Origin of the sequence: Thalassospira lucentensis (assembly GCF_032921865.1) — a bacterium.
Lineage (GTDB): Bacteria > Pseudomonadota > Alphaproteobacteria > Rhodospirillales > Thalassospiraceae > Thalassospira > Thalassospira lucentensis_A.
In genome coordinates, this window is the sequence record NZ_CP136684.1 from 1,825,714 (window position 1) to 1,851,347 (window position 25,634).

26 protein-coding genes are annotated in these 25,634 nt (G+C 52.9%); 15 read left to right on the plus strand and 11 right to left on the minus strand.

Annotated features, from left to right (window positions below; all coding sequences use genetic code 11):
- The first annotated feature begins 20 nt into the window (after positions 1-20).
- A complete protein-coding gene (locus R1T41_RS09020; RefSeq protein WP_317341315.1) occupies positions 21-812 on the plus strand; it encodes an ABC transporter substrate-binding protein in 792 nt (263 codons plus the stop codon).
- A 26-nt stretch (positions 813-838) separates the two neighbouring features.
- Here R1T41_RS09020 and R1T41_RS09025 read toward each other — a convergent pair whose 3' ends face one another.
- The 3 genes from R1T41_RS09025 to R1T41_RS09035 are packed head-to-tail and all read right to left on the minus strand — an operon-like array spanning position 839 to position 2,799.
- Positions 839-1,231 (minus strand): DUF1636 domain-containing protein, encoded by a 393-nt coding sequence (locus R1T41_RS09025; protein ID WP_317341316.1) that lies wholly within the window; start codon positions 1,229-1,231, stop codon positions 839-841.
- Positions 1,232-1,285: 54 nt separating this feature from the next.
- Positions 1,286-1,873 (minus strand): YdeI/OmpD-associated family protein, encoded by a 588-nt coding sequence (locus R1T41_RS09030; RefSeq protein WP_209220948.1) that lies wholly within the window; start codon positions 1,871-1,873, stop codon positions 1,286-1,288.
- A gap of 44 nt (positions 1,874-1,917) precedes the next feature.
- Positions 1,918-2,799: a LysR family transcriptional regulator gene (locus tag R1T41_RS09035; RefSeq protein WP_297013301.1), complete on the minus strand. Its 882-nt coding sequence runs from the start codon at positions 2,797-2,799 to the stop codon at positions 1,918-1,920.
- A gap of 140 nt (positions 2,800-2,939) precedes the next feature.
- On the opposite strand from R1T41_RS09035, the gene R1T41_RS09040 reads away from it, so the two are divergent.
- Positions 2,940-3,548 (plus strand): glutathione S-transferase family protein, encoded by a 609-nt coding sequence (locus tag R1T41_RS09040; protein ID WP_317341318.1) that lies wholly within the window; start codon positions 2,940-2,942, stop codon positions 3,546-3,548.
- A 135-nt stretch (positions 3,549-3,683) separates the two neighbouring features.
- Here R1T41_RS09040 and R1T41_RS09045 read toward each other — a convergent pair whose 3' ends face one another.
- Positions 3,684-4,352: a glutathione S-transferase family protein gene (locus R1T41_RS09045; protein WP_317341319.1), complete on the minus strand. Its 669-nt coding sequence runs from the start codon at positions 4,350-4,352 to the stop codon at positions 3,684-3,686.
- A 157-nt stretch (positions 4,353-4,509) separates the two neighbouring features.
- On the opposite strand from R1T41_RS09045, the gene R1T41_RS09050 reads away from it, so the two are divergent.
- The gene (locus R1T41_RS09050) at positions 4,510-5,211 is read left to right on the plus strand and encodes a TetR/AcrR family transcriptional regulator (RefSeq protein WP_317341320.1); all 702 of its coding nucleotides are present in this window, start codon (positions 4,510-4,512) and stop codon (positions 5,209-5,211) included.
- Between the two features lie 15 nt (positions 5,212-5,226).
- Here the strand turns inward: R1T41_RS09050 and R1T41_RS09055 are convergent, their stop codons facing one another.
- The 4 genes from R1T41_RS09055 to R1T41_RS09070 form a co-directional block, all read right to left on the minus strand.
- Positions 5,227-6,312: a 2OG-Fe(II) oxygenase family protein gene (locus R1T41_RS09055; RefSeq protein WP_317341321.1), complete on the minus strand. Its 1,086-nt coding sequence runs from the start codon at positions 6,310-6,312 to the stop codon at positions 5,227-5,229.
- Positions 6,313-6,353: 41 nt separating this feature from the next.
- The gene (gene dapE / locus R1T41_RS09060) at positions 6,354-7,499 is read right to left on the minus strand and encodes a succinyl-diaminopimelate desuccinylase (protein WP_317341322.1); all 1,146 of its coding nucleotides are present in this window, start codon (positions 7,497-7,499) and stop codon (positions 6,354-6,356) included.
- A gap of 146 nt (positions 7,500-7,645) precedes the next feature.
- Positions 7,646-8,491, minus strand: coding sequence for a 2,3,4,5-tetrahydropyridine-2,6-dicarboxylate N-succinyltransferase (dapD, locus tag R1T41_RS09065; protein ID WP_297013316.1), 846 nt, complete (start codon positions 8,489-8,491; stop codon positions 7,646-7,648).
- A 180-nt stretch (positions 8,492-8,671) separates the two neighbouring features.
- On the minus strand, positions 8,672-9,370 hold the full coding sequence (locus tag R1T41_RS09070) for a pyrimidine 5'-nucleotidase (protein WP_317341323.1): 699 nt from the start codon (positions 9,368-9,370) through the stop codon (positions 8,672-8,674).
- A 439-nt stretch (positions 9,371-9,809) separates the two neighbouring features.
- On the opposite strand from R1T41_RS09070, the gene R1T41_RS09075 reads away from it, so the two are divergent.
- The 12 genes from R1T41_RS09075 (at position 9,810) to R1T41_RS09130 (ending at position 21,957) form a co-directional block, all read left to right on the plus strand.
- On the plus strand, positions 9,810-11,498 hold the full coding sequence (locus tag R1T41_RS09075; RefSeq protein ID WP_062952249.1) for an EAL domain-containing protein: 1,689 nt from the start codon (positions 9,810-9,812) through the stop codon (positions 11,496-11,498).
- A gap of 245 nt (positions 11,499-11,743) precedes the next feature.
- Entirely contained in the window at positions 11,744-12,562 is an 819-nt protein-coding gene (locus tag R1T41_RS09080; protein WP_062952248.1) for a flagellin, read from the plus strand.
- A 77-nt stretch (positions 12,563-12,639) separates the two neighbouring features.
- Positions 12,640-14,328: a flagellar filament capping protein FliD gene (gene fliD / locus R1T41_RS09085; protein ID WP_317341324.1), complete on the plus strand. Its 1,689-nt coding sequence runs from the start codon at positions 12,640-12,642 to the stop codon at positions 14,326-14,328.
- Positions 14,318-14,791 (plus strand): flagellar protein FliS, encoded by a 474-nt coding sequence (locus R1T41_RS09090; protein ID WP_317341325.1) that lies wholly within the window; start codon positions 14,318-14,320, stop codon positions 14,789-14,791. Before fliD ends, R1T41_RS09090 begins: the two co-directional genes overlap by 11 nt.
- Before the next feature lie 7 nt (positions 14,792-14,798).
- Positions 14,799-15,410 (plus strand): sigma-70 family RNA polymerase sigma factor, encoded by a 612-nt coding sequence (locus R1T41_RS09095; protein WP_317341326.1) that lies wholly within the window; start codon positions 14,799-14,801, stop codon positions 15,408-15,410.
- A 59-nt stretch (positions 15,411-15,469) separates the two neighbouring features.
- Positions 15,470-16,153 carry a hypothetical protein gene (locus R1T41_RS09100; RefSeq protein WP_317341327.1) on the plus strand — a complete coding sequence of 228 codons (684 nt, stop codon included), beginning with the start codon at positions 15,470-15,472 and terminating at the stop codon, positions 16,151-16,153.
- Positions 16,150-16,656 (plus strand): hypothetical protein, encoded by a 507-nt coding sequence (locus tag R1T41_RS09105; protein ID WP_317341328.1) that lies wholly within the window; start codon positions 16,150-16,152, stop codon positions 16,654-16,656. The genes R1T41_RS09100 and R1T41_RS09105 overlap by 4 nt, the downstream gene beginning before the upstream one ends.
- A gap of 166 nt (positions 16,657-16,822) precedes the next feature.
- Positions 16,823-17,518: a flagellar hook assembly protein FlgD gene (locus tag R1T41_RS09110; RefSeq protein ID WP_181850519.1), complete on the plus strand. Its 696-nt coding sequence runs from the start codon at positions 16,823-16,825 to the stop codon at positions 17,516-17,518.
- A gap of 17 nt (positions 17,519-17,535) precedes the next feature.
- Positions 17,536-18,831, plus strand: coding sequence for a flagellar hook protein FlgE (gene flgE / locus R1T41_RS09115; RefSeq protein WP_317341329.1), 1,296 nt, complete (start codon positions 17,536-17,538; stop codon positions 18,829-18,831).
- Positions 18,832-18,857: 26 nt separating this feature from the next.
- A complete protein-coding gene (locus R1T41_RS09120) occupies positions 18,858-19,280 on the plus strand; it encodes a hypothetical protein (RefSeq protein ID WP_062952240.1) in 423 nt (140 codons plus the stop codon).
- Positions 19,281-19,311: 31 nt separating this feature from the next.
- On the plus strand, positions 19,312-21,033 hold the full coding sequence (gene flgK / locus R1T41_RS09125; RefSeq protein ID WP_317341330.1) for a flagellar hook-associated protein FlgK: 1,722 nt from the start codon (positions 19,312-19,314) through the stop codon (positions 21,031-21,033).
- Between the two features lie 12 nt (positions 21,034-21,045).
- Entirely contained in the window at positions 21,046-21,957 is a 912-nt protein-coding gene (locus R1T41_RS09130; RefSeq protein ID WP_317341331.1) for a flagellin, read from the plus strand.
- A 22-nt stretch (positions 21,958-21,979) separates the two neighbouring features.
- Here the strand turns inward: R1T41_RS09130 and R1T41_RS09135 are convergent, their stop codons facing one another.
- The 3 genes from R1T41_RS09135 to R1T41_RS09145 all read right to left on the minus strand — a co-directional run bounded on the left by R1T41_RS09135 (position 21,980) and on the right by R1T41_RS09145 (position 25,622).
- Positions 21,980-22,831: a substrate-binding periplasmic protein gene (locus tag R1T41_RS09135; protein ID WP_317341332.1), complete on the minus strand. Its 852-nt coding sequence runs from the start codon at positions 22,829-22,831 to the stop codon at positions 21,980-21,982.
- Between the two features lie 181 nt (positions 22,832-23,012).
- Entirely contained in the window at positions 23,013-24,638 is a 1,626-nt protein-coding gene (locus R1T41_RS09140; RefSeq protein ID WP_317341333.1) for a phosphoenolpyruvate carboxykinase, read from the minus strand.
- Positions 24,639-24,848: 210 nt separating this feature from the next.
- Positions 24,849-25,622 carry a HugZ family protein gene (locus tag R1T41_RS09145; protein ID WP_317341334.1) on the minus strand — a complete coding sequence of 258 codons (774 nt, stop codon included), beginning with the start codon at positions 25,620-25,622 and terminating at the stop codon, positions 24,849-24,851.
- Positions 25,623-25,634 lie beyond the last annotated feature (12 nt).

Genomic DNA, 25,634 nt, shown 5'->3' on the forward strand with positions numbered 1-25,634 from the left:
GAGAAAGGATAAGTCTTCGGATGAAGCAAATGTTTCGGTGGTTTGGCAATCTGATGGGATCGGCATGCTTGGCGATTGCCTTTTCAGCAGATGCCAAAGCAAAGGATCCGATAAATGTCAGGGTAGGCAGCTATGAATATGGCGTTGTCTATTTTTATGACGGCGATCAACCAGCCGGATTTGCGCCCGAACTGATCGCGGCTCTGAACGCGATCCAATCAACCTATTTTTTTCAACTTGTCGAAACATCCTCGCGCCGTCGATACAGAGATCTGGCTGCGGGCATGTTCGATATGGTTCTGCTCGAAAGTTCCGATTGGGAATGGGACGATCAGAATGTTGTGTTTTCCGATCCAATCGTGACGGAACATGACCTGTATGTCGCACGGAGAAGGGACATTCCCGGGCCAAGCTGGTTCGACGAGGTAACCTCGCGCAATATTCTGTGCGTGCTGGGTTTCCATTATGGATTTTCCGGCTTCAATTCCAACCCGGATTATCTTCGCGACAATTTCAATGTTTCGCTGCTTTACAACGAACAGCAGGTACTGGAAGAATTGCTGTCTGGTTCTGGCGATGTTGGTATCGTTTCCGCAGGATTTCTTGCCCGAACCTTTCAGGCGCAGCCTGAACTCGCTGAACAGGTATTCATCGGGCCAAAACCCGATTCAAGCTATGATCTGGTTTCTGTGATGTCAGAAAAATCGGTGATCCCGGTCAACGAGTTCAATGACCTGATTCGCGTTCTGCACACCAGTGGAAATATTGCGAAGAACTGGCGCGAATTGCATCAGAACCTTTCCAAACCGTGATCTTTCCGCGGTGAATTTCATGATATTCAGTCTAGCGGCGGAATACGCGCGATAACGTTGCGACGCAGACTTTCAGGTCGTTCGCGCCATGGGACGATACCGTCATTTGTCCCGGCATAGCGACGGCCGAGTTCGCAAAGATCGTCGATCATGCCGGTATCAAGATTGCCATAAACATATCCCCATTTACCCGGCCCGCTAAGCGCAACTGAGCAGCCCGATTTGCAATTGGTCAGGCATTCGACGGCTCTGATATCAAATGGCATATCTTGCTTGGCACAGCTTTCGACCATTTTATCAAACAGCTCCCGGCCATGACGGGGATCGGTAGCTCCTTCGGCCGAGGAAGCAGTGCAGGTCGTGCAGATATTCAGGCGCGCTTTGGTAGTCATGGCATCCAGTAAGGTTAAGGTGGTCACGGGACGCGCATCCAAACAGTTTGCCCGTTGTCCGGTCAAGTCATCTTGTTATGCCTAACGATCCTGAAGGCCTCTCCCTTCCATAATGCGCGGCACACATTTCTCGATTCGGGATGTGCGCGTGGCCGATTGTTTGGCACCGGAAAAATGAAGGTTGTATCCCCGTTGCCGACCCGGTGTCAGTGCATTGAAAGCACGTTCTAGATCTGGATTTTCGACAAATTTTTTCAGAAGCTCTGCCGGAAGTTCAAGCTTGTTCTTTTCGCTGAACTCGATCTTGAGTCCCGATTTCTCTACGGCGATTGCTGCCTTTATGTAGGCCTTCAGAATGTTTTCTTTGGCAGTTATTTCTGGAACCGAAGCGAAATGAATGCGGCGCATGGCCTGCGAATTTTCGCCCGGTTTGGCAAGGATACCCTCTGGATCATCCATCAGTGCACCCTTGAAAAATCCAAGCGCACAATCATCCTTCATCCCGTAAATCATCAGGATATTGCTACCCTCGAACGTGTAGCAAAGGTTGCCCCATTTGACATCTTCGGTCAGTCCACATTCAAGAATGATTGATCTTAGCGCTTTGCGTTCTTCGTGCCACTTCTCCTGCGCCAGAAGCGCATCGACCTTTGCTGCCAAACTCGTCATTTATTGAAACTCCGGCGACCCTTTTTTCTCTATCCCCTATTCAATCAGCCGGTTGCGCGGATGGTCAAGTTATCATCATTGATATATTCGCTCACAAAACTCTGGATCGTTGCGGCAAGCTGCCGATCCACAAGCGGATGCGACGCATCCGACAGCATCAGGGCTACCCCGACCGCGGGTAATGGCGGGAAACCGTCGCGACTTTCAAGAATCTGAAACTCATCCGTGACACTTGCCGCGGCAAGTGCTGCTACGCCAAGTCCGTCACGCACCAGATGCAGTAACGATGCCGCCTGTCTGGTCGTTGCAAACAGGGTAAAAGGACGATCCGCCTTTGAAATGGCATCAATCGCCCAAGCATGGAATTTGCAATCTTCGGCAGGCAGAACAAGCGATAGTGGGTTCGCCAGATGTTGTCTGTGGATCGGCGACGAAACCCAGACACCGGGTTCATGGCGCAGGAAATATCCCTCTTCGCCTTTTTCTGATCGGCTGATGATGGATATATCAAGTTCGCCCTGATCAAGCATCCGGTGGAGCAATATCGTCGGATTGACGGAAATAAAGAATTTGGCATCGGGATAGGTCTTGCGTATGGCGCGCAGTACCACCGGCAGGATTTTCTGGGTGTAATCGTCCGGGCATCCGATCCGGATCGGACGGCTGCTATCCTGCCCGCGCATCTTTCCCATGGCCTCGTCCTGCAGAGACAGCATACGCCTTGCATATCCGACAAAAGTGATGCCATCGGCCGTCAATAGAACATTGCGGCCTTCCCGTTCAAACAGTGTATTGCCAACAATATCTTCCAGTCGTTTCATCTGCATGGAAAAGGCCGACGGGGTGCGACCTATTCGGTCTGCCGCACGATTGAAACTGCCGCATTCGGCAAACGCAACAAAACTTCGAAGCAGATCGGAATCCATGAAACATCCTTTGATCAGAAATAATGATCAATAAATTTGAACTGTCTGGTCAAAACTATTCGATTGTTTGCCAGTCGACCAGCGCCAATTATCTGCGCTGGCCGGCCATTGCTGTTTGCAAGTGCCAAAGGAATATCGAAATGATCCTTCATGATTTTTTACCTTCGGGAAATGGTTACAAAATCCGTTTGCTGTTAACCCTTCTCGGCAAACCGTTTGATCTGGTCGAGCATGACATCACCAAGGGTGAAACCCGCACGCCCGAATTTCTGTCGCGGATCAATGCCAATGGCAAAATCCCGGCGCTGGAATTCGACAATGGTCGGGTTCTGGCCGAAAGCAATGCGATTCTGATCCACCTTGCCGAAGGAACGCCCTATTTGCCGACCGATGCGTGGGAACGTACCGAGGTCATGCAATGGCTGTTCTTTGAACAATATGATCACGAACCGACAATTGCCGTTTTGCGGTCATGGGTCGGGATCAAGGGCATGCCCGAACATGCCGATATTCTCGTGCCGATGAAGCGTGCAGGTGCGAAAAAGGCGCTTGATCTAATGGAAAAACGCCTGTCGGGGCATAACTGGCTGGTGGGGGATGCGTTGACCATCGCCGATATATCCCTTTACGCCTACACCCACGTTGCCGAAGAGGGGGATATCGATCTGTCGATCTATCCGGGCATCCTTGCATGGCTTGACCGAATTGCGGCCCTGCCGGGATATATTCCGATTACGTGGAAGCCCTGATTCCATCCGTGGAATTAAAAAACAGCCGCCCCATCATCGGAAGGCATATTGGCGTATCCTGATCGGGGCGGCTGCAAGAACCGATGCGCGATCCAGGTAGCGCATCGGCGAAAAGAAAAAGATGGTTAGGTGTCCCTATGCCGACCTTAAAATCCGGTCGGGCAATAACGGATCAGTTGCGGCGGCTGAATGGCGGGCCTGAAAATTGTTGAAAGCGGCATTGATATTCGGGACTGCTGCCAGAATTTCCGGTCCGCCGGGCATTGCTTTCAGATACTGGATCATCGGCATGATCAGCATATCGGGAATGGTAAAGCGCGGACCGAACAACCAGCCATCGGCATAATGCGGATCAAGTACCTTTAGGTCGCCGGCAATCAGGTCGCCAATGCGGCTCATGCGTGTGGCAAAGCCCGGATCGTTGCGCTGTTCTTCATCGGCAAAGACCATCGGGATGACAAATTGCCGCAGGATATGCGGATCAAGCCGCGTAAGCGCGACACTGATCCATTGTTCCATATGCGCGACCTTGTCATGACGCACGGGGCGTAACAGCGGTCCGTCAAAGGCATCGTCAATATATCGGCAGATCGCGGCTGTTTCGTACAGTACCAGACTGTCATGTACCAAAACCGGTATCTTGCCAAACGGGTTGAAACGCAGCAATTCGGGCGTAGGGGATGAGCCGGGGGTTTGAATGCCCTTGGTGCGAAACGCGAACGAAATCTCTTTCTCGATACAGGCAATCTGGACAGTGCGCGACAGGCTGCTGCGCGGCATGCCGTAAATAATCACCTCGGACATCGCAAAATCCTTTGCATCTGTGATACGCGCATGAAACCAAAACAGGGCTTTGACGCGCGAAACTTGCCAACAGGATTGCGGACCACATAATATGTTCAAGAACATATTATAAAAATGTGCGAGCCTTGTTTCCAGCCACACCAATTGGAGCCAAAGCATGCCTTACAGTCCGGACCACAAGCCAAAGACGCGGCAAAAAATCATCCGCTCGGCGGCCAAGCTTTTCAAAACGGTCGGCTATGAAAATGTTACCATTGATCAGGTGATGGCTGATGCCGGGCTCACGCGCGGCGGGTTTTATGCCCATTTCAAAAACAAGGAAGACCTGTTTGTCGCTACCGTCGAAAGCGGCATTGATCTTCTTGGCGAACCGGTCCTGTCGCGTTTGCGCAAGGCCGAAAAATTCGGACTTGATTGGACCACTACCTTTGCGGAGCTTTATCTGTCCAATCAGCATCTGCATCACCCCGGAAAGGGGTGTGCATTACCAACACTCTCAACCGAAGTTGCCCGTTCGGGCGAACGTGCACAGAAGGCTTTTTCCAAGGTTATTCGCGGGGCATGCGGCAAGCTTGCCGCGAAACTGGCCCTTGAGGAACGGGGCATGGCACCGATGACCCGCGAAGAAGCCAATGCCTGGTTTGAAAGTCCGCCACTTGATGAAATCGGTAAGGAACACCGCATCAATGCAACCGCGATGCTCTCAATGATGGTAGGTGCGATGGTGCTTGGCCGGGCTGTTGATGACGAAACGGCCGAGCTGATCCTGAACTCCGTGCGAAAAACCGTGCCACGGCTCAAATCACCACAAGAAAGCGTGGGGAATGCTGCGCGCCAATCCGCTGAAAGCCCTATCTAACGATCGATCAGCCGATTAGCGTTTCATCGCAAGTGGGGCAATCTGGCCTTGGCGTTGGGCGATCATTTTTTGTTCCGCGATTGCGCCGGCTTCGTCGGTCAGAAAGGTGAAAATTCCGAACCGGCGGCCTTGGGTCACCGGCATTGCTTCATGCAGCAGCGAACAGGAAAAGATCACGGCACCTCCGGCAGGTGGTGCATAAAGGCTGCGGCCATATTCCGGAAACCGGACCTGCCCGCCTTCATATGTGATCGGGTTCAGGTTTAGTGATACGGCAAATCGCCGATGAGCTGTAAACGCAGTGCGGTTATCCCGATGGCGGCCAAAATGGCCCTGATCGGCTGCGTCATAACACCCGATGCGCAGGGCTTCCATGCTGGCCGTTCTGAACTGGAAGGCCTTGAATAGTTCCGGAATGACGCGCGTAACGATACGGGTTTTGACTTTCTCGAACAGCATTTCATCCAAAAGGACAACATCGTTGCGTTTCTTGATATCGGATTTTGCCGTGCTGCTGTTTGCTGCCCCTTGGGACACGCCGTCCGCCCGTTTTTCCCCGGCCTCCCAATAGGTGATCAGGGCATCGCAGAGTTCGGGCTCCAAAATGTCATGCAGCAACATCACCGGCGCCTGACGATTGACCACATCGGATTTACTTGCGGCGTGAATTGCCTTGCAAACGTCAATGCCGTCATCAACATCCGCAAACGATGCATTGAACACCAGCCGATGATTTGGATCGATCAGAAGCATTGAGGAACCAGTAACGCCAAACAGCTTTTTGACCGCGTTTTCCGCGTCATAAAGCTCCGTTGCTTTGGCGTTTGATTTCGCGGCTTTCCTAGGGCTTTTCTTGCCACCGATGATCAGAAAAGTCAGAGTTTCGCAACCCGTGACCTGATTGAGAAACCGGTCGATTTCCTGCCATGTTTCCTTGGTCGGTTTGTCATCTAGCAGCCAAAGCGCAAGTGTGTTTCCCGCGATCAGCTGATCCGTCAGGTCGGTCGGTTGTCCAGCGGTGTCGGGTAGGACGATTTTCGGGACAATGTCACCTTTGGCAATCCGAATTGAACTGGTTGCTGCCTTTGGTGTTTCTGACATTTCCCTGATCCCCCGATCCGTTTAAATCTGTCCGGCCTTTATCAGACTTTCACAAAGTACCCTGAAAGAATATCGGCGTAAATCACGACCAGTTTTTCAATGTCTTCGACCATGGCATGCTCATCGACCTTGTGCATGCTTTGACCTACCAGACCGAATTCCGCGACTTCGCAATATTTGTGGATAAAGCGGGCATCCGATGTGCCGCCCGTGGTGCTCATATCCGGTCGATGGCCCGTGACCTTTTCCGAGGCATCGGAAATCAGGGCTGCAAGCTTGCCGGGCTCGGATACAAACGCCTCGCCGGAAATCTTGACTTTAAGGTCATGGGCACCGGCATGTGCGGCACAGGTTTCACGGATCCATTTTTCCAGATCGACACCCTGATGCAGGTCGTTGAAACGGATATTAAATGCGGCACTGACCTTCGACGGCACTACGTTGGTCGCGGGATTTCCGGCATCAATGGTAGTGACTTCCAGATTGCTTGGCTGGAAATGCGGAGTGCCTTTATCGAGTTCGTGCGTGGTAAGGGCATTAAGGACCTTTAACATGCGTGGTACAGGATTATCGGCCAGATGCGGATAGGCAACATGCCCCTGTGCGCCATAGATCGTCAGCCAGCCGGTAATGGAACCGCGGCGACCGACTTTCATCATCTCGCCCAGATATGTTGGATTGGTCGGTTCCCCCAGAAGGCAGACATCAAGTTTCTCGCCATGTTTGTCACACCAGTCGAGAAGCTTGATCGTGCCGTTCACCGCATCGGCTTCTTCGTCGCCGGTAATCAGGAAGCTGATGCTCTCGTCAAAATCGGGATGGGCTGCCAAAAAGGCATCAACGGATTCAACGAAACAGGCAATATTGGTTTTCATATCAACCGCGCCGCGTCCAAACAGACGGCCATCCCTGATTTCGCCACCAAATGGATCAACCGTCCAGGCCGCGACATCGCCCGCCGGAACCACATCAGTATGTCCGGCAAAACAGAAATTGCGCCCTTTGGTTCCCAGCCGGGCATAAAGGTTGTCGATGCTATCCCAGCCGTCTTCGTGAAATACTTTGCGTTTGCACTCAAAGCCGCGTGCTTCAAGGGCAGCCTGCAACACATCAAGGGCACCGGCATCCGCAGGCGTGACGGACGGGCAGCGGATCAGGGACTGGGCAAGGTCAAGGGCGGCGGACATTTGATATTCTCTTGGCTTCGTGATGATGGACGAGGATTTGCATCCCATTATCAATGTTTCACTGGAAACATTTGACGAGCAAAAAAGGAGCGAAACGGTTTTCCGCCTCGCCCCTTATAAATCATTGGCAAATCGGGTGACAGAAATCAGTCACGCAGCAATTCGTTGATCGAGGTTTTCGAACGGGTTTTTTCATCAACTCGTTTGATGATGACCGCGCAATACAGGCTTGGCCCCGGCTTGCCATCGGGCAACGCTTTGCCCGGAATGCTGCCCGGAACCACAACCGAATAGGCCGGGACACGGCCGACAAAGGTTTCGCCGGTGGTGCGGTCAATGATCTTGGTCGATGCACCGATAAACACACCCATCGAAATCACGGCACCTTCTTCGACGATCACACCTTCAACGATTTCCGAACGCGCCCCGATAAAGGCGTTGTCTTCGATAATGACCGGACCGGCCTGCAGGGGTTCAAGGACGCCACCGATACCTGCACCACCAGACAGGTGAACGTTTTTACCGATCTGTGCGCAGGAGCCGACGGTTGCCCAGGTATCAACCATGACGCCGGTATCAACGTAGGCACCAAGGTTCACAAAGCTCGGCATCAGGACGGTGCCCGGTGCGACATAGGCCGAACGGCGCACGATGCTGCCCGGTACGGCGCGGAAACCGGCATTTTTGAATTCGGCCTCGCCCCACCCTTCAAATTTCGACGGGACCTTGTCCCACCAGTTGGTGTTTTCGCCGGGGCCGCCGGAAATGGTGGTCATGTCATTGAGACGGAAGGACAGAAGAACCGCCTTCTTAGCCCACTGATTGACAACCCACTTGCCATCGGTTTTTTCAGCAACACGCAGTTTACCGCTATCAAGTGCGGCAAGCGTCTGGTCGACGGCCTTGCGGATTTCACCCTGGGTGGCAGAGCTGATTTCGTCGCGGTTTTCCCAAGCGACGTTGATCACGCCTTCAAGTTCTGTTCTGTCCATTTTCAGAAGTCCTTGCGGTCAGCTTTAATTTCATGTCGGGCGGAGAATGGTCAAAGCCTGTAGTGAAGTCAACTCCGCCAGTTTACTTAGGGGTTCCCTGATCCTGACCCGCGAAAGAATTACCCGATCATGAGGCCGAGCTCAATCTTGGAACCATGACAAATTCGCTCGCGAACGGTTTTATACCGGACTGATGGCCAGTTTGCGCAAGAAATGCACCAGATTGTCGGTTTGGTGATCAATCCGGGGGTCATCGCTTTCGGCCTGCGCCCATTCCTCGTCCGTGTGGACCCAGACGGTGGTCATGCCCATATCCTTGGCCGGAAGCAGGTTTTTGGCCATGTCTTCGAAATAGATCGCGCGTGCCGGATCAATCGCATCACGCGCAAGAAGCCGATCATAGGGCTGGCGTTCAGGCTTGGGGATATAGTCGGCATCAACGATGTCAAAGATGGTTTCAAAATGGCTGGCAATGCCAAGGCGGTCCATCACCCGTTCAGCATGTCCACGTGATGCATTGGTGAAAATCACCTTGCGGCAGGGCAGTGCATTCAACGCTGCTGCCAGCTCCGGCGCAGGATCGACCACTGACAGATCAATATTGTGAACCTTGTTCAGGTAGTCCGCGGGATCAATATCATGTTCGGTCATCAGACCACGCAGCGTTGTGCCATAGCGATGAAAGTAGCTTTTCTGGATGACATAGGCCTCGTCCGCCGGAAGGTGCAATGTGTCGCGCACATACTGGCCGATCAGATTGGATACCTGCGAAAACAGGTCACATGCCGACGGATAAAGCGTGTTGTCGAGATCAAAGATCAGGACATTGTCGGGCGCAATGCGCGGCATGGCGGTGGCAGCAGAAACGATCGGCGACATGTTGAATCAATCCGGTTGTGTGCAGTGGCGACGAGAATTCAGACGGTGGTCATTACGCTTTTGGCTGTTCTTTCTTATGGGATTACAGCCGGTTTGCAAAGGCACGGCGACGTATTTTGCAGTGCATCATTGTAGGCATGCGGTTTTTGCAATCATTTCAGGCTCGAATAATTCGGGTTTGGGGTTTAAAAAGCCCCGCCCGAACAAAGATATAATCAATCTGCGTTCGGAACGTGACGGTGCCAAGGGCGATGTTCCGGTTTACGGAAGCATGATGCACCCGGAAATATGTTCGCCAGGTTCGAAATCTGCTGGTGCTGTAAAGGCGTTATTAAGGGTGCCATGCAGATGATAGGCGAATTCGTCTTTGCGGATGATGTGACTTCCTGAATTGGGGGCAGGAAGGCGCAAGGATTTCGAGGCAGCTCAAGAGGACCCTTTGGAAAAGCTTCTCAAAAGTCGCACGACGGAACTGCGCAACGAACGAAACCGCTTCGCAGCACTTGCGTTTGTGTGGGGGGATCTTCTGCTTGAACTGGATGACGATCTGAGGATCGTGTTCGCATCCGGTGCGGCAGATGGAATGATTGGCCGTTCGGCAGCCGATCTCGAAGGCCATACCTTACAGTCCGTGCTGGCCCCGCAATTTAGACCGCTGGTTCAGGAAATGTTGTATGTGGCGCGCCGTCGTGGCCGGATGGACAACATCCAGGTGCGGTTTATTCGCCCGGACGAACAGCTAAGCGCTCCGGTTTCCATGAGCGGTTATTTCCTTCCTGATCTTGGCGATCATTTTTTTGTCGCCCTGCGCGTTGCGATCAACACATTGCCTCATGATGTGGCGCGATCGATCAAGCGCGATGATGCAACCGGCCTGATGGACGAGGAAAGCCTTTCCCGGGTGGTGACCGAACGTCTTATGGCGCAACGCGAAACCGGTGCAGAACATAAATTTACCCTGATGACGCTGAATGCGTTTGATCCATTGTGCAAACGCATGGAGCAAATCGAACGTGATGAAATGCTGGCCAGTATAGGTGCGTTTCTGCGTGCGCACTCCGTTGCCGGGGATACCGCGGGTCGCCTGAATGGCAATCAGTTTGGCATGTTACACAGGCCGGACGTGCCGGTTGGCGAACTTGAAAACCGGATTGCCGACTGTGCACGGGATGCCGATCCGTCGGGCAAGGGTGTGGATATTTCGACATCTGTTACCGATTTCACCGCCGAGATGATCCCGCCGGGCGATCTGGCGCGTGGCGTGCTTTATTCCATCCGCCGGTTCTGCGACCGGCAGGAGCACGGATTCACATTTTCCCGCCTGATCGGACAGGCCCCCAATCTGGTAAATGACACATTCTCGGCCATGCGCGATTTCGGAATGCGGGTCGATCGGCTGAAATTCGATGCGGTTTATCAGCCGATCGTGCGATTGCCATCTGCGGAAATTCACCATTTTGAGGTTCTTGCACGTTTTTATGATGACGAAGGCAAGCTGATTCCGACGGATCGTCTGATCACTTTTGCCGAACAGGTCAATATGATCCACAGGCTGGATCTGGCTATGATGCGCCGGACGCTGAAATGGATACGCAATCAGCTGGACGAGGGTATTGATGCCCGCGTTGCGGTTAACGTCTCGGGCCACAGTATTGAAAATCCGGATTTCTGCCGGTCGGTAATTGCTCTTTTTGAACGCAACCGCGATACGATGGGGCAGTTGATGATCGAGATCACCGAAACGGCTGAAATCACCGACATCGATACGGCTTCGACCTGGATCACACGTTTTCGGGATTTCGGCGTTGAGATTTGTCTGGATGATTTCGGTACCGGGGCATCGAATTTCCGGTATCTGAGTGCGCTCGATGTCGATTATGTCAAGATCGACGGGGAATCAATCCGCCAGTCCCTGAAATCATCCAAAGGTCGTGCGTTCATGAAGTCGCTGGTTGATCTGTGTCATGAACTGAAGGTCGAAGTGGTGGCGGAAATGATCGAAACCGATGCCATGCGTGAAATGGTGACAAAGGTCGGTTTCGACTATGCGCAAGGGTATCTTTTTGGCAAACCTGAAAAGGATATCACGCTTTACTGGCGCAATATTCACGATCCCAAGCGCCATTAGAATCAACCCGATAGTCACTGCAAAGGTCGCCACAACGGCGGCCTTTTTTAATGTCGGAAACGCAAATAATTTCGCTTGGGAAACGCTGAAAACAGTCATTTTGGGGCAGGTTTCGGCAAGTGCGGAAAAAAAACGCCAAATGCATCGCCAGTTTTGCCGCTTGTCTGCGTGGATATGGATACCGGCCCGTTTTGGTCGGTTGGCAGGTATGTCAGTTCCATTCTTCCATATAGGAGATCCAGAAAATGGCGAGCATTAACACCAATATGTCGGCGACACTGGCAGTGTCGAACCTGAACAAGACCACTGACGAGATGACTTCTGTTCTGACGGCAATGTCGAGCGGCAAGTCGATCAACTCTGCATCGGATGATGCTGCGGGTCTTGCCGTTTATACTGCGATGTCTGTTGACTACGCCGCTTGGGAACAGGCTGGTGATAACGCCGAAGTCGCAACGGCCATTCTTGAAACCGCTGACGGCGGTCTTTCGGAAATCGGCGATATTCTTGAACGTATGTATGAACTGGCATCCGAAGCATCTTCGGGTTCGGTGACAGATACGGAACGTGCCTACCTTGACGCGGAATATCAGGAACTGGTTGCACAGGTTGATTCTATCGTCAACTCGACGACCTATTTCGATACTTCACTGCTGGACGGCACCTATAACGAGAACTTCACCGTTTCGGCCGATTCAAGTGTTGCTGCAATTGCCGTTGACCTGTCTGCACAGGCCTATGACGCAGCAAGCCTTGGCCTGGCCGGTGATTTGACGTCCTCGACCAATGCAGCGACCGAGCTGACGGCAATCGAGGCGGCTGTTACGACCGTTTCTTCTGGCCGCGCAACGGTCGGTGCGCTGATGTCGCGGTTTGATTATGCGTCCGGCAACATCGAAACCGCACAGACAAACCTTGAAGCCGCAATGAGCGTCTATATGGATGCCGATATCGCGGAACTGAGTGCTGAACAGACGGAACTTGGTGTGAAGATGGATTCTGCCATCCAGGCTCTGTCGGTTTCCAACGAAAATCTCGAGAAGCTCTCGCGTTTGCTGAGCTAACTCGGCGTGGGGTCATCCGGTTTTAGAGCCGCCGGGTGGCCCTGTTCTGTTTCGTGTCGCATGAAAGGAAGGGCAGGATGTCGACCGTCAATTCGTCTACTTCGTCGAGCTACGTATCCTCGTCCTATGTTTCGGGGCTGACGGACCTTGATACGGCCCAACTGGTTGAAGACGCCTATAATGTAAAGATGGAAGTCGCCGACACCATCGAGGCAGAGGTTGATGAGCTTGAACTTGAAATTGCGGCGTTTGAAGATCTGCAGGACTTGCTGGAAGCGCTGGAAGATGCTGCCGAGGCGCTGACGGCATCGGCCGAGCTTGAAAGCCTGCGCGACGATGTCTGGGTCGGGAAATCGGCCTATCTGTCATCGTCGGATGCCAACACCACTGCATCGGATGTGCTGGGTGTTCTGGTAGACGATGAGGCTGCTGTTGGCAGTTATACGATTGAAATCAAACAGATGGCGACTGCTCACAAATTGGGCGGCGACACCTATGCCGATGCGTCGGCGTCGGCAGGCCTTTCAGGTACCCTCAGTCTTGTGGCCGGGGATGATTATACTGCGACGGATATCGAGATATCCGGTGACATGTCGCTTGACGATATTGCGGATGCCATCAATGACCAGAGCAGTGCAACCGGTGTACGCGCCAGTGTGCTTCAGATATCCGACGATGAATATATGTTGGTGCTATCGGCCATTGATACCGGGCAGGAGATCACCTTTGATACAGACGGAGCCGATACCACGATTGCAGCATCGCTGGGTCTGATTAATGCCGATGGCAGTTATGCCAACGAACTGGTAGCAGCCGATCAGGCGATCTTTTCCGTCGATGGGGTCGAGGTAACGCGCAGCAGCAACACGGTTGATGACGTGATTGATGGTGTCACGCTTTATCTGTATGCCGAGGAAGCAGGCACGGAAATCACGCTTGAAATCGATGAGGATGCGAGTTCGGTCTATGATGCGATCGAGGCTTTTGTTACCGCATATAACGAACTGCGCAGCTTCGTAATCACCAATCAGGCCTATGAGGCCGGTGAAGGAGCGAGCGAGGATGCGGTCCTGTTTGGCGATTCACTTTTAAGTTCTGTTGTTTCGTCGGTTTATGACGCGCTGTCCTTTACCGATGACAGCGACACATATGCGTCCCTGTCATCGATCGGCATCACCTTTGATGAAAGCAACTATCTGGTTATTGATTCCGAGACACTTGAAGATGCGCTGGTTTCGAATTTTGACGAGGTTGCCGATCTGTTTTCACTGTCGACCGATACCGGTTCGGGCAACCTGCTGGTGTCAGAAGCCGATGGTACCTATACCGGCACCTTTACCATCGATATTGCGGTTGATGCCGACGGCAATATCACGTCGGCCAGTGTCGGCGGTGATTCCAGTCTGTTCACCATCAGCGGCAACAATATCATCGGGGCTCAAGGGTCGGTCTATGAAGGTGTCGAGCTGTATTTCGGCGGGGACAGTTCCGAAAGTGTCGATGTTACGATTTCCAGCGGACTTGCCAATGAAATGGTCAATGCGCTCGACAAATATACCAACAGTTCGGATGGCCTGATTTCCGCCCGGATCGATCGGCTCGAAGAACAGACATCCGATCTTGAGGATGAAATCGACGAGGTAACAACCGCTGCCGAGGCTTATGCCGAAGATCTGACAGAACGCTACTCGGCGCTGGAAACCAAGATGTATCAGCTTCAGCTGCTGCGCGAACAACTTGAAGCCTTGTGGGGTGATGATGAATAAACATTCGCAGACGACTGCACAGCAGGCCTATCGTTTTGCCGGTGCAAGCGCACAATACAACAATGCATTGCGTACAACGTCACCGGTTGCAATGATGGTGATCGCCATCACCCGTACGCGCCAGCATCTGCGGGCGGCCAAACAATACCGTGAAGAAAAACATTTCGATCTTGAACGTCAGGAAAAGGCAATTGCGGTCAATCGATTGCGAGCATTGCAGGCAGTTGTCGCGCCGAAGTCGGCACCGGAATTATCCCGTGATCTGTATGCATTCTATGCACGGATGATAAAACTTCTGGCTCGAAACGGGCGGAAAACACCGCTTGAGGAACGTTATGAAATAGTCGACCGGAACCTCGAAGCACTGGCAAAACAGTGGGAAAGTTTCAAATCGGTCAATCCGCAGTCCGTCGGGCCACAACAGGTTCGCGGGACCCGTCATATCGTGGAACAGGTGTTGTGAGGGGCAGTTGAGTGTAGGCATCCGTCGCGAAATGACATCGGGATCGCAAGCCTCCGAGGCGGCAAAGCAGACGGCTGCCCTGTCGGAACTTGCTGATCAGGACCTTGTGGCCCTGATGGTTCGGAGCGACAAGCGCGCCTATCGCGTGCTTGTTGAACGATACTATCGTGGGATCATCGGGATCGCGCGGCGCATGGGGCTGACCGCTGGCGATGCAGAGGACGCGGCACAGGATGTTTTTGTCCGGGTCTGGCTGCACCGGGAAAAATGGCGTCCTGAGGGTGCCAGTTTCAAAACCTGGCTGTATCGGGTTGCGGTTAACCGGGTAATCGACCTGAAACGCAAACCGCAATTCGTGGACGGCAGCGATCTTGAAAGCATGCCGGATGATGCGATGTCACCGGTTGAACAATTGGCACAACATCAGGAATTCAAACGGCTTCGAAGTGCGATCAAGCTGCTGTCAGAGCAACAACAAATTGCCATCAATCTGTTTTATGACCGCGAGCTGTCGAACCAAGAAGCGGCCGCGATTATGAGTGTTTCCGTCAATGCGATGGAATCACTATTAAAAAGGGCACGAAAGCGACTGCGTGAAGAGTTGAAAGCGATGGGATAGATCGTTAACTTCAGTTGCGTTCGAACAGGTAGGTTCGTCCTAGAAAAAAGCGGTGTGCTGTGAAGATCGAGAAATTTGAAGAATTGCTGGATCAGTACGGATGGGACATATCGTCCTGGCCCGAGCCGCTTCGCCATGAGGCCAACATTTTCGTTGCCCGGAATGACGAAGCAGCAGAATTGCTCCGGTCCCTGAAATCTGTTGAAGATTTTCTGGCTGATGATCCGTTGCCGATGGGCAAGCATCGCGCTATTGATGATATATTCGCGGCAATTGAGGCCGAAGAAATTGCAACCGAACCACGGCGCCACGACGCCAAAAGCGATGTCTTTTCCTTTAGCGACGAACGTCCCGGACATAGTGCCGAGCCGCAAATGGCAGAGCACGGGGACGATCCCGCTCCACAACGACGGACATATCCATCCGAAAGGGCGCCAAATCCGGTGAGCGGTATGGCCGGACCGACAGACCCGATACGAGCAAAATCAGGTATCCGGGTCAAGTCATCGCGGGCATTGCTGCGCTATTCCGCGACCTTTGCATCAGCCTGCGGGATGGTGCTGTGTGTGATGTTCGGTTTTGTTGTCGGCGTTGTGTTTACGTCGGAACAGGCAATTCAGACTGACGTCCAGGCAACCGAAATGCCGATGGTGCAGGCGTTGGAAAATCACGTTTTTGACGAGGCGTCGCAAGGCATGGGAATTGGTTTGAATGGCGATAACACACAAAAGGGGCGGGAATGATGGTTTTTGATGATCGTCGCAAACCGAATGCCACCCGAAAGTTTTTGTGGGCCTCGCTTGCGCTGAACCTGTTCCTGATCGGGACGATTGCCGGAAGTATTGCCGCAGGCAGCACGATCCTTCACAGTTTTCTTGGAGCTCCGCCACCGATGCCGGGGCAAGATAATGACCGACCACCAGGTGTTCGTATGCTTGCCGATGTGCGCGAAAAGCTCAGTCCTGACGGGCAGGCAGTTTTTGATGCCGAGTTCGCGCCCGTGATAAAGGATTTGGTGAAGCGCCGCGACGATCTGAAAAAATTCAGGGAATTGCGCGAGGTTTTGTTGCGTGACGACGCAACGGACGCCGAGATTCGCGACGTCTTTGGCAGAATGAAAAACGGTATCGGTGATGATATCGGTCGTATCCTGAATCATATGGCCAATGTCGCGGTCCGCTTGTCGCCCGAAGATCGGGCTGAATTGGCGTTGCATCGTCCGGGACCGCCGCGGCCACCGCGATAACATCGACGTCAACTGAACGGCGTGTGATTACAAGGGAGTGCTTGGGCACTCCCTTTTTGTTTTTGGATTTATTATTCAAAAAAAATGAATTTGCTGCGCCAGTTTTTCCGTCGTCCAGCGTGAAACGAACATAGACCCGATCAATGTTCGCTTTATGGAGGCGGTGATGAGTTACCTCAGCGGCCTGACATACGATAACCTGACGGCTTCGACGACGTCATCGTCAAGCACATCGACCTCGTCGAGTACGAGCGAAAGCTCGACCTACGAAACCTATATGACGCTGATGCTGACGACACTTCAGAATCAGGATCCGACCGATCCCGAAGATGTGTCGGAGATGACCACGCAGCTGGCAACCTTCGAGCAGCTCGAACTGGCTGAACAGAATAATGCTTTGCTGTCCGATCTTTCGGAATCGCTTCTGACCTTGCAGGGCGTGATCGATAACAGTGCGGCGCAGTCCTATCTTGGTACCGATATTGTCGCAGTCGGGGACACCGCGCCGCTCGAAGATGGCGAGGCCGAATGGTATTTCGTTCTTGATGATGATGCATCGAATGTCAGCATCGAAATCACCGATGAAGATGGAAATGTCGTCTATGAGACGACAGTGACCGGTGCCGAGGGGGCGAATAATTTCACCTGGGACGGGACGACTGGTGGCGGTAGCACGCTGACGTCGGGCACCTATACCCTGTCGGTCGAGGCGACCGATGCGGATGGAAATTCCGTTGATTCCGAAACTCTGATGACCGGTGTGGTGTCGGCAATCGACCTGACCGGCGATGAAGCCGTGCTGTATGTCAACGGGGTCGATGTTTCGATCTCGGGCGTTCAGGGCACGCAAACAGTTTCCTGAAGTGAAGGATCAAGGTCATGAGCTTAAGCAGTGCACTGAATTCCGCCGTTCTGGGGCTGAATGCGCAATCAACATCGCTTGGTGTGATTTCGGGCAATATCAGCAACAGCGAGACTGTCGGTTATAAGGACAGTTCGACATCCTTCTCGTCACTGGTAACGACCCCCGGTTCGACATCGACCGGCTATTCGAACGGTGTGACGACATCGACCCAGACTAATATCAGCTCGCAAGGACTGATTCAGGCAGATGATACAGCGACCAGTCTGGCGATTTCGGGTGATGGTTTTTTTGTCGTGACCGATGCCAATGGCGACGTCTACTATACGCGCGCCGGCGATTTCGATACGGATTCCGAAGGAAACCTGGTCAACAGTTCGGGCTATTACCTCATGGGTTATGCCCTGGATGATGATGGCAATCCGGCAAGTGGAACTGTCCCGACAAGTACGTCGGCTTTGACCACCATCAATCTTGAAGAGCTGACCGGTACGGCCGAAGCCACGACTGAAGTTTCGATGGTCGCCAATCTTCCGGCAGATGCGGCCGTTGGCGATGTATTTTCCGTCGATGTCGAGGTTTTTGATAGTCTCGGAACCAGTCATACGGTGACTTACACTTATGAGAAGACCGCAGCGAACGAATGGGAACTGACCTATTCTGATCCGGTTCTGACATCGGACGGGACGACGGTTACCGGTACGTCATCGGGTGGACCGTTGACTATTACCTTTGACGGTGACGGCAATCTGTCGGCGATCACGGATGCCGGTAACACCGATGTAACGGACAGCGCTACATTGACCATCACCGGCTGGACCACGGGTGCCAATGACAGCACGATTGTTTCCGATCTCGGAACGGCGGGCGACGATGACGGCTTGCAGCAGTTTGCTTCGGACGAGGAAGATGGCGACATGACGCTGTATTCTGTCGGTCAGAACGGTTCAAACTACAGCGAGATCGCCGAGATATCGATCTCGGACGACGGAGTTGTTTCGGTCACCTATGAGAATGGTGAAAGCGAACCGGTTTATCAGATCGTACTGGCGGACTTTGCGAATGCGGATGGTCTGACTGCCTATAGCGACACCGTTTACAAGGAAAGCAACACATCGGGAAGCTACGTGCTGAAAACCCCGGGTGACGGCGGGACCGGGACGCTTGCGGATTATTCGCTGGAAAGTTCAACGGTCGATACCACCAGCCAGTTTTCCAAAATGATCATCGCACAGCAGGCCTATTCGGCGGCGGCACAGGTCGTTTCAACGACCAGCGATATGTATGACACGCTCATTTCGGCAGTGAACTAAGTCGTGATGCAAGGGGAATTGAGGTTATGACAGCAATGGCTTTGGCACTTCCAAACGATAGCGACGCCGTCACGCAGATCATTGCGCGTCTCGAAGAACTTCTCGATGTCGAATGGCGGATCCTTGAACAGGGTCAGTATGACCTTTTGCCTGATATCACGGCGGAAAAGACTCTGCTGGAAGATGCACTGAAGTCCGAACTGCGTGCCCAGAAACAGATTGATCCGGAAAATCCGCTTGCTGGCCAGATCATCAATTTTGAGTTGGTGCGTAGTCTTCGCAATAAGCTTGATCGCAATAATATCCGCCTTATGGCCAAGCGTGATGCCTGCCTGAAACGTATTCGTGCCGGTTGGGCTGCAACGGCAGGTGATCAGGCAACTTCATATGACCGCGATGGTGATCTGCATGGCAAATCGACACGCGCCATTCTGAATTTGAAGATGTAACTGCACTTTTGACAACTGACAGGTCAGAAAAATGTCGATCCGTGCTGCCCAATCTGCTGCGTTCAGCGCATTGCAATCAAGTCAGACCGGGATTGCCGTATCTTCGAACAACATCGCAAATGCGTCGGTCGAAGGATACACAACCAAGTCGACCAGTCTGGCCAGCAATGTCAGCGGCGGATCGGCTGTGGGCGTTTCGGTCACTTCGGTGGGATCAAGCGTTGACAGTTATCTGATCAAAGCGATTAACGAAGCCGCGTCGGAAAGTGGATATGCATCCGTGTTTGCCGACCCGCTTGAAATCGTTTCAAGCAATTTCGGATCAGTTGGCGATGATGACGCGATATCGACCCTGATTACCGATCTTGAAACATCAATTGCGTCCCTTGCCGCCAGTGCGGACAGCCAGTCGGCCAAGTCGCTGGTTCTGACCGACGCGGAACAGATCGCAAGCGAGCTTAACAGCCTTTCAGCCAGTGTGCAGGATCAGCGGGCGGCAGCCGATCAGTCGATCGAGGATACGATTGATCAGATCAATTCGCTTCTGAATGAAATTCAGTCCTATAACGAGCAATTGACCGGAACGGATGGAACGACACTGGCTTCCAGTGAACTTGAAGATGCACGTGCGGTTGCCATTCAGGAACTGTCCGAATTGGTTGACGTGACCTATTACACCAGTTCGTCAAACCAGACGCAGGTCTATATCGGTGGCACGCTTGTCGTCGGAAGCCAGGTGCAGGAACTTGAATATAATGCCGTCGGTACGGTCAATGCCGATACAGTATTTGGTGACATTACGGTGAACGGCAAGTCGATCTCGGATGATATCAGCGGTGGTGAGCTGGGTGGGCTGATCGATTTGCGCGACGAAACCCTGCCGGGCATTCAGGACGAGCTTGATGCGTTGGCCGTGACCCTGATGGACAGCATCAATGCCGTCACCAATCTCGGCACGTCCTATCCCGGCCCGACCGAGCTGACATCAAGCGAGACAACGGCATTGACGGATGCCTTTTCGGGAACGGGTACCGTGCGGTTAGTGGCGACGGACGAGGATGGCAACGCGACTGAAATCCTTGATATTGATCTGACGACGGTGACGACGGTTCAGGATCTGGTCGATCAGATCAATGCATCTGCCAACATGACGGCGACGGTAAATGCCGATGGCACGTTAACGATTGCCAGTTCCGGCGATGATTACGGTGTTTCGATTATCAATATGGATGCCGAGGTTGGGGCAGATGCGCAGGGTTTTTCCGACTATTTCGGTCTGAACGACATGCTCACCGGAACCGGAGCTGACGATATTTCGGTCAATGCCGCATGGCTTGCCGATTCCAGTCTGGTGCCAACCGGATCGGGATCGGATGACGCTGCTTTGGCCGTTGGCGACAGTGTGATTTCGTCGGGAAGCTCGGATGTGGCCGAGGCGCTGGCGAATGTTTTTGATACGAATGTCAGTTTCGATGCGGCCGGAAACCTTGGCAGTACCAAAACAACGCTGTCAGATTACGCATCGGAAATACTGTCTGATGTTGCTCAACAGTCATCAAGTGCCGAAACCAAAGCCAGTGTCGCCAGCACGTCCTATAGCGATCTGGTTGAAAGTTTTTCCAATCAGTATGGCGTCAATACCGACGAAGAGGCCCTGACAATGGCCAATCTTGAAAGTGCCTATGAAGCGGCTGCCGCGATCCTCGAAATCACGCAATCGCTGATGGACACCTTGCTTGAAGCTGTCCGGTAAAGGGTAAAGAACATGAGAGTTTCGACAGCCGCCATGCAGCAGAACCTGCTGAACCAGATGCGAAGTGTTCAGTCACAACTTGCCGACGCGACCAGACAATCCAGTTCGGGAATGAAATCGGATTCCTATTCTGGCGTTTCGGATAATTCCTATGTGATCAGCACGCTGAGTGCTGAAATATCGGAATCGTCGGCTTACGCCGATCTGGCCGAGCAGATTCAGAGCCGTGTCGAAATGTATTATTCGACACTGAACGATATGGTCGATTTGTTAAGCGACATGCTGGCCGATATCTCGGGCGCACTTAGCACTGGCAGCACGGATGTTGCAGGGATCAACGAGTCTGCGTCGGCGGCACTTTCCACCATGGCATCTTTGCTTAATACCCAATATGAAGATCGCTACCTGTTTGCCGGGTCGGCCACAAATACGGCCCCGGTTTCTGTCGATGTGGCTGATTACCCGGCCATGACAACGCCCAGTACAGCCGATACCAGCTATTATTCCGGCAATAGTGATATTGCATCGGCCAAGGTCGCGGATGGCACCATCATCGAATATGGCCTTACCGCCGATCAGGAACCGTTCGAGCAGGCATTGCGGGCGTTGAACCTGACAGCTTATGCATCATCCGATCCGATTGATGAAGCCGCCCTGTCCGAGGCAATGGCCTTGATTGAGGACGCGGTCGAGGGAATTGCAGATCTTCAGACCCAAGTCTCTTTGACCCAGGATGAGCTTGAGGCGATTGTCGACATGCATACCGACTTCCAACTGACCGCCGAGGGTATCGTGACCGACCTTTCCGAAGTCGACCTGGCTGAGGCCATGGTGAATCTTGAAACCCTGTCAGTACAGCTTGAGGCATCCTATTCGGTGGCCGGTCAAATCGTTGATATGTCGCTGTTTGAGTATTTGCGTTAGGGAACAAATAAACGCAACGCACTTACTTGCTTCTTTCTGGTTCGATATCGTCCTTTCCAAGGGCAGAAATTCCGTATTTTTCAAGAATGTCGTCATAAACGCCGTTTTTGCGCAGCACAGAAATCCCGTGGTTGAGGCGTTCCACCAGAAACCCGGCATTGTCAGCCTTGCGCGAGATGCACGAATAATATGGACTGTTTGTCAGGTCATGATAAGCCAGATTTACGTTTTGTGCGTATTCCTGATTATAGGTACGAATGACATCATCCATCGGGGCCTTGAAATTATAGATTGCGTCAAGTCGACGAGATAGCAGAAGCCCCAGCAGTGCACGTTCGCTATTGGCGGAAATGATATCGATATCAAGTCCAAGTCCTCGTGCACGACTTTCAAGCGCGTAGCCCGAAACAACACCGATGGTGAGTTGCTTGGCATCTGTAAGGTCTTTTACCCCGTCCAAGGCTGCTTCGTTCATCGCAAACAGGCCGATATGTTCTCGACCAAGCTCATTAGAATACAGAAAAGCGGTTTCGCGTTCAGGAACATAGCTGCAGGAACATAAACCGTCGGCATCCCCTCGTTCTGCTAACAGATAAGCGCGCTTCCAAGGATAAAACGGGGTATTCACAGCGATATGACTGACGGCAAAGGCCGCACGAAGAATTTCGACATCATATCCCGGCATCATCGGTCGGTCGGCGATTTTTGACGGTGGAAACGGGTTGCACATCATCGTGACATTCTGACGCGGAGCCTGTGCTTGCAGGATCGTATTGTCCGCTGCGACGGGCGAACTGCCGGTGATGAGAGCAGCATGTAAAACCAGAATAGCTGCCAGACTATGGAACAGTCGCCAGACCAGTGCAGGTGTCACGGTTTGATCTTTTCCCGAGCATTTTTCTTAATCACGACGCCTGAGCCATTCCGCTGTGACCGGATTTCGCGATAACTATACACGGAACAGATATGGCTGACATGGTCAATCCGCGCTGGTATTGCAGTCAAACAAAAAAGGCCGGTGCATGCACCGGCCTTTTGATCGATTTTCAGTCGCCTTATTCGGCGGCTTTGACTTCGGCATTGCTGCGGATTGCAGCATCGCGAACATCGCTGTCGACATGTTCTTCGAACTTAGTGAAGTTCTTTTCGAACAGGCTGGTCAGGTTTGCGGCGGCCTTGTCATAGGCAGCCTTGTCCGACCAGCTGTCGCGAGGGTTCAGGACTTCAGCAGGGATATCACCACAGGCGGTTGGATATGCCAGACCGAAATACGGATCGGTCGCGAAGTCGGCATTTTCGAGTTCGCCATTGAGTGCCGCGTTCAGAAGACCGCGGGTATATGCGATCTTCATGCGCGAACCAACGCCATAGCCACCACCGGACCAGCCGGTATTAACCAGCCAGCAATTTGCCTGATGTTTTTCCATCAGTTCGCCAAGCAACTTGGCATAAACCGATGGATGACGTGGCATGAACGGCGCACCAAAGCATGCAGAGAATGCCGCAGTCGGTTCTTTGACACCTTTTTCGGTGCCAGCAACCTTTGCGGTATAACCCGACAGGAAATGATACATCGCTTGTGCCGAGGTCAGCTTGGCGATCGGCGGCAGAACGCCAAACGCATCACAGGTCAGCATGATGATGTTTTTCGGATGGCCGCCACGACCGTTCTCCGATGCATTCGGGATGAATTCGATCGGATAGCTGGAACGCGTGTTTTCGGTGTGACGTGCATCGTCGAGGTCAAGCTCGCGCGACTGCTTGTTCATCACAACGTTTTCCAGAACCGTTCCGAAGGTTTCGGTTGTGGCATAGATTTCCGGTTCGGCTTCTTTCGAAAGCTTGATTACCTTGGCGTAACAGCCGCCTTCGAAGTTGAAGACGCCGTCTTCGCCCCAGCCATGTTCATCGTCACCAATGAGCGTACGGGATGCGTCGGCCGACAGGGTGGTTTTACCGGTGCCCGACAGGCCAAAGAAGATCGCGGTGTCGCCGTCCTTGCCCATATTGGCCGAACAATGCATCGGCATAACGCCCTTGGCCGGTAGAATATGGTTAAGAACGGAGAAGATCGATTTCTTCATTTCGCCAGCATACCAGGTGCCGCCGATAATGACCATTTTGCGCTCGAAGGAAACAACGACGAATACTTCGGAACGGGTACCATCGACTTCCGGATCAGCCTGCAGGCCCGGGGCATGCAGAACGGTGAATTCCGGAGAAAAATCGCGCAGTTCTTCCTTTGCGGGCTGGATGAACATGTTGCGAGCGAACAGGTTGTGCCAAGCATTTTCGTTGATCACGCGAACCGGCAGGCGGAAACGCGGATCTGAACCGGCATAGCAGTCCTGAACAAACAGTTCGGTACCCTGGAAGTAAGCGCGCACTTTCTGGTACAGGCGCTCGAATACTTCCGGGCTGACCGGGCGGTTAACGTCGCCCCAGTCGATGTCGTTCTTGGTGCCTTCCTCTTCGACGATGAAACGGTCCTGCGGGGAACGGCCGGTATGTTCACCGGTCAGCGCAACAAATGCGCCACCCTTGGCAATTTTGCCTTCCTGACGACGGATTGCATGTTCGTAGAGGCCGGCAGCGTCCAAATTCCAGTGAACGGCGCCAAGATTTTTGAGGCCATGGGTTTCAAGGCCTACACGGCTGACAACGGGTCCTGATTGCAGCACGGATCTCTCCTGGTGGGAATTGAGTCTGGGGGTTAATAGTCAATTCTACACAATCGGCATGTGGGATGGCCGGTTGCGTCGCGACATATTGTTACAAAGGTGTCTTAAAAGCAACCTGTCCTTTGGCTCAATACCAAGGAAAACGTAGACGTTTTTGCGTTTGCGAAAAGTCACCTTTCGAAAGTGACAATTAAATCTTCGTTGCCCAAATCAGGTCATTTGACCGCGCGCTTTTTTACACATTTCGACCAGAATATCGCGCGCATCGCCCGGACTGCGAATTGTTTTGGTGAAATCGACGCGCAAAGGACGGGAATCGGCAGAATTGCATTCCAAATCCATTCCATCACAGTCAATCGCCACCATTTTCCACGAGTCATTTCTGTTCTGACCGGTGAAATGTTCGACAATGTCGGCTATGGCATCGGCATGGTCGGTATTCATATGTTCGATCACGTGGTCATGGCCCGTGATCAGCGACTGACAACCGTCGACAATGAACTGGTCGCCTTTCACTCGTCGCTGTTTGCCAAAACCGCCGACCCAGTAAACGGCTTCGACCGTGACATGATAAAAGCCGAAATCGGCGAAATCGGCATATTGGGCGGCATCGGGATGGTATTGCAGATAGCGCTGCCGGGTTTCGAGTGTGTGATCGGCAACTGTTCGGCCAAAGATCGTCAGTCTGGCGTTATCCGAATTGATCCTCTCGCTTTGTCTGGGATCGATATTACCGTCAGTAAACAGCAGGGACATTCGCGGATCACTTTGCAAATGACGGGTATGATCCGCCAGATCGGAAATCAGCAGGATGGGGCTGCCATCAATATGGGCGGCAGGAACGACCATTGATGTTACCGGCCATCCATCGCCAACCTGTTTGTGATCGCAGGCGGTTGTGGCCATGACTGCATGTGCGGCACGTCGTGTCATACGCCGGAGTTCTGCTGCGGCATTTCCGTTGTGCTGTGCAATGTCCGACATGCAGTGTGTCCC

Excerpts from the sequence above, each read along its gene's own strand:
- R1T41_RS09020 (WP_317341315.1), top strand. The coding sequence starts at position 21 with ATGAAGCAAATGTTTCGGTGGTTTGGCAATCTGATGGGATCGGCATGC.
- R1T41_RS09030 (WP_209220948.1), bottom strand. The coding sequence starts at position 1,873 with ATGACGAGTTTGGCAGCAAAGGTCGATGCGCTTCTGGCGCAGGAGAAG.
- R1T41_RS09035 (WP_297013301.1), bottom strand. The coding sequence starts at position 2,799 with ATGGATTCCGATCTGCTTCGAAGTTTTGTTGCGTTTGCCGAATGCGGC.
- R1T41_RS09040 (WP_317341318.1), top strand. The coding sequence starts at position 2,940 with ATGATCCTTCATGATTTTTTACCTTCGGGAAATGGTTACAAAATCCGT.
- R1T41_RS09045 (WP_317341319.1), bottom strand. The coding sequence starts at position 4,352 with ATGTCCGAGGTGATTATTTACGGCATGCCGCGCAGCAGCCTGTCGCGC.
- R1T41_RS09050 (WP_317341320.1), top strand. The coding sequence starts at position 4,510 with ATGCCTTACAGTCCGGACCACAAGCCAAAGACGCGGCAAAAAATCATC.
- R1T41_RS09055 (WP_317341321.1), bottom strand. The coding sequence starts at position 6,312 with ATGTCAGAAACACCAAAGGCAGCAACCAGTTCAATTCGGATTGCCAAA.
- dapE (WP_317341322.1), bottom strand. The coding sequence starts at position 7,499 with ATGTCCGCCGCCCTTGACCTTGCCCAGTCCCTGATCCGCTGCCCGTCC.
- dapD (WP_297013316.1), bottom strand. The coding sequence starts at position 8,491 with ATGGACAGAACAGAACTTGAAGGCGTGATCAACGTCGCTTGGGAAAAC.
- R1T41_RS09070 (WP_317341323.1), bottom strand. The coding sequence starts at position 9,370 with ATGTCGCCGATCGTTTCTGCTGCCACCGCCATGCCGCGCATTGCGCCC.
- R1T41_RS09080 (WP_062952248.1), top strand. The coding sequence starts at position 11,744 with ATGGCGAGCATTAACACCAATATGTCGGCGACACTGGCAGTGTCGAAC.
- fliD (WP_317341324.1), top strand. The coding sequence starts at position 12,640 with ATGTCGACCGTCAATTCGTCTACTTCGTCGAGCTACGTATCCTCGTCC.
- R1T41_RS09090 (WP_317341325.1), top strand. The coding sequence starts at position 14,318 with ATGATGAATAAACATTCGCAGACGACTGCACAGCAGGCCTATCGTTTT.
- R1T41_RS09105 (WP_317341328.1), top strand. The coding sequence starts at position 16,150 with ATGATGGTTTTTGATGATCGTCGCAAACCGAATGCCACCCGAAAGTTT.
- R1T41_RS09110 (WP_181850519.1), top strand. The coding sequence starts at position 16,823 with ATGAGTTACCTCAGCGGCCTGACATACGATAACCTGACGGCTTCGACG.
- flgE (WP_317341329.1), top strand. The coding sequence starts at position 17,536 with ATGAGCTTAAGCAGTGCACTGAATTCCGCCGTTCTGGGGCTGAATGCG.
- R1T41_RS09120 (WP_062952240.1), top strand. The coding sequence starts at position 18,858 with ATGACAGCAATGGCTTTGGCACTTCCAAACGATAGCGACGCCGTCACG.
- flgK (WP_317341330.1), top strand. The coding sequence starts at position 19,312 with ATGTCGATCCGTGCTGCCCAATCTGCTGCGTTCAGCGCATTGCAATCA.
- R1T41_RS09130 (WP_317341331.1), top strand. The coding sequence starts at position 21,046 with ATGAGAGTTTCGACAGCCGCCATGCAGCAGAACCTGCTGAACCAGATG.
- R1T41_RS09145 (WP_317341334.1), bottom strand. The coding sequence starts at position 25,622 with ATGTCGGACATTGCACAGCACAACGGAAATGCCGCAGCAGAACTCCGG.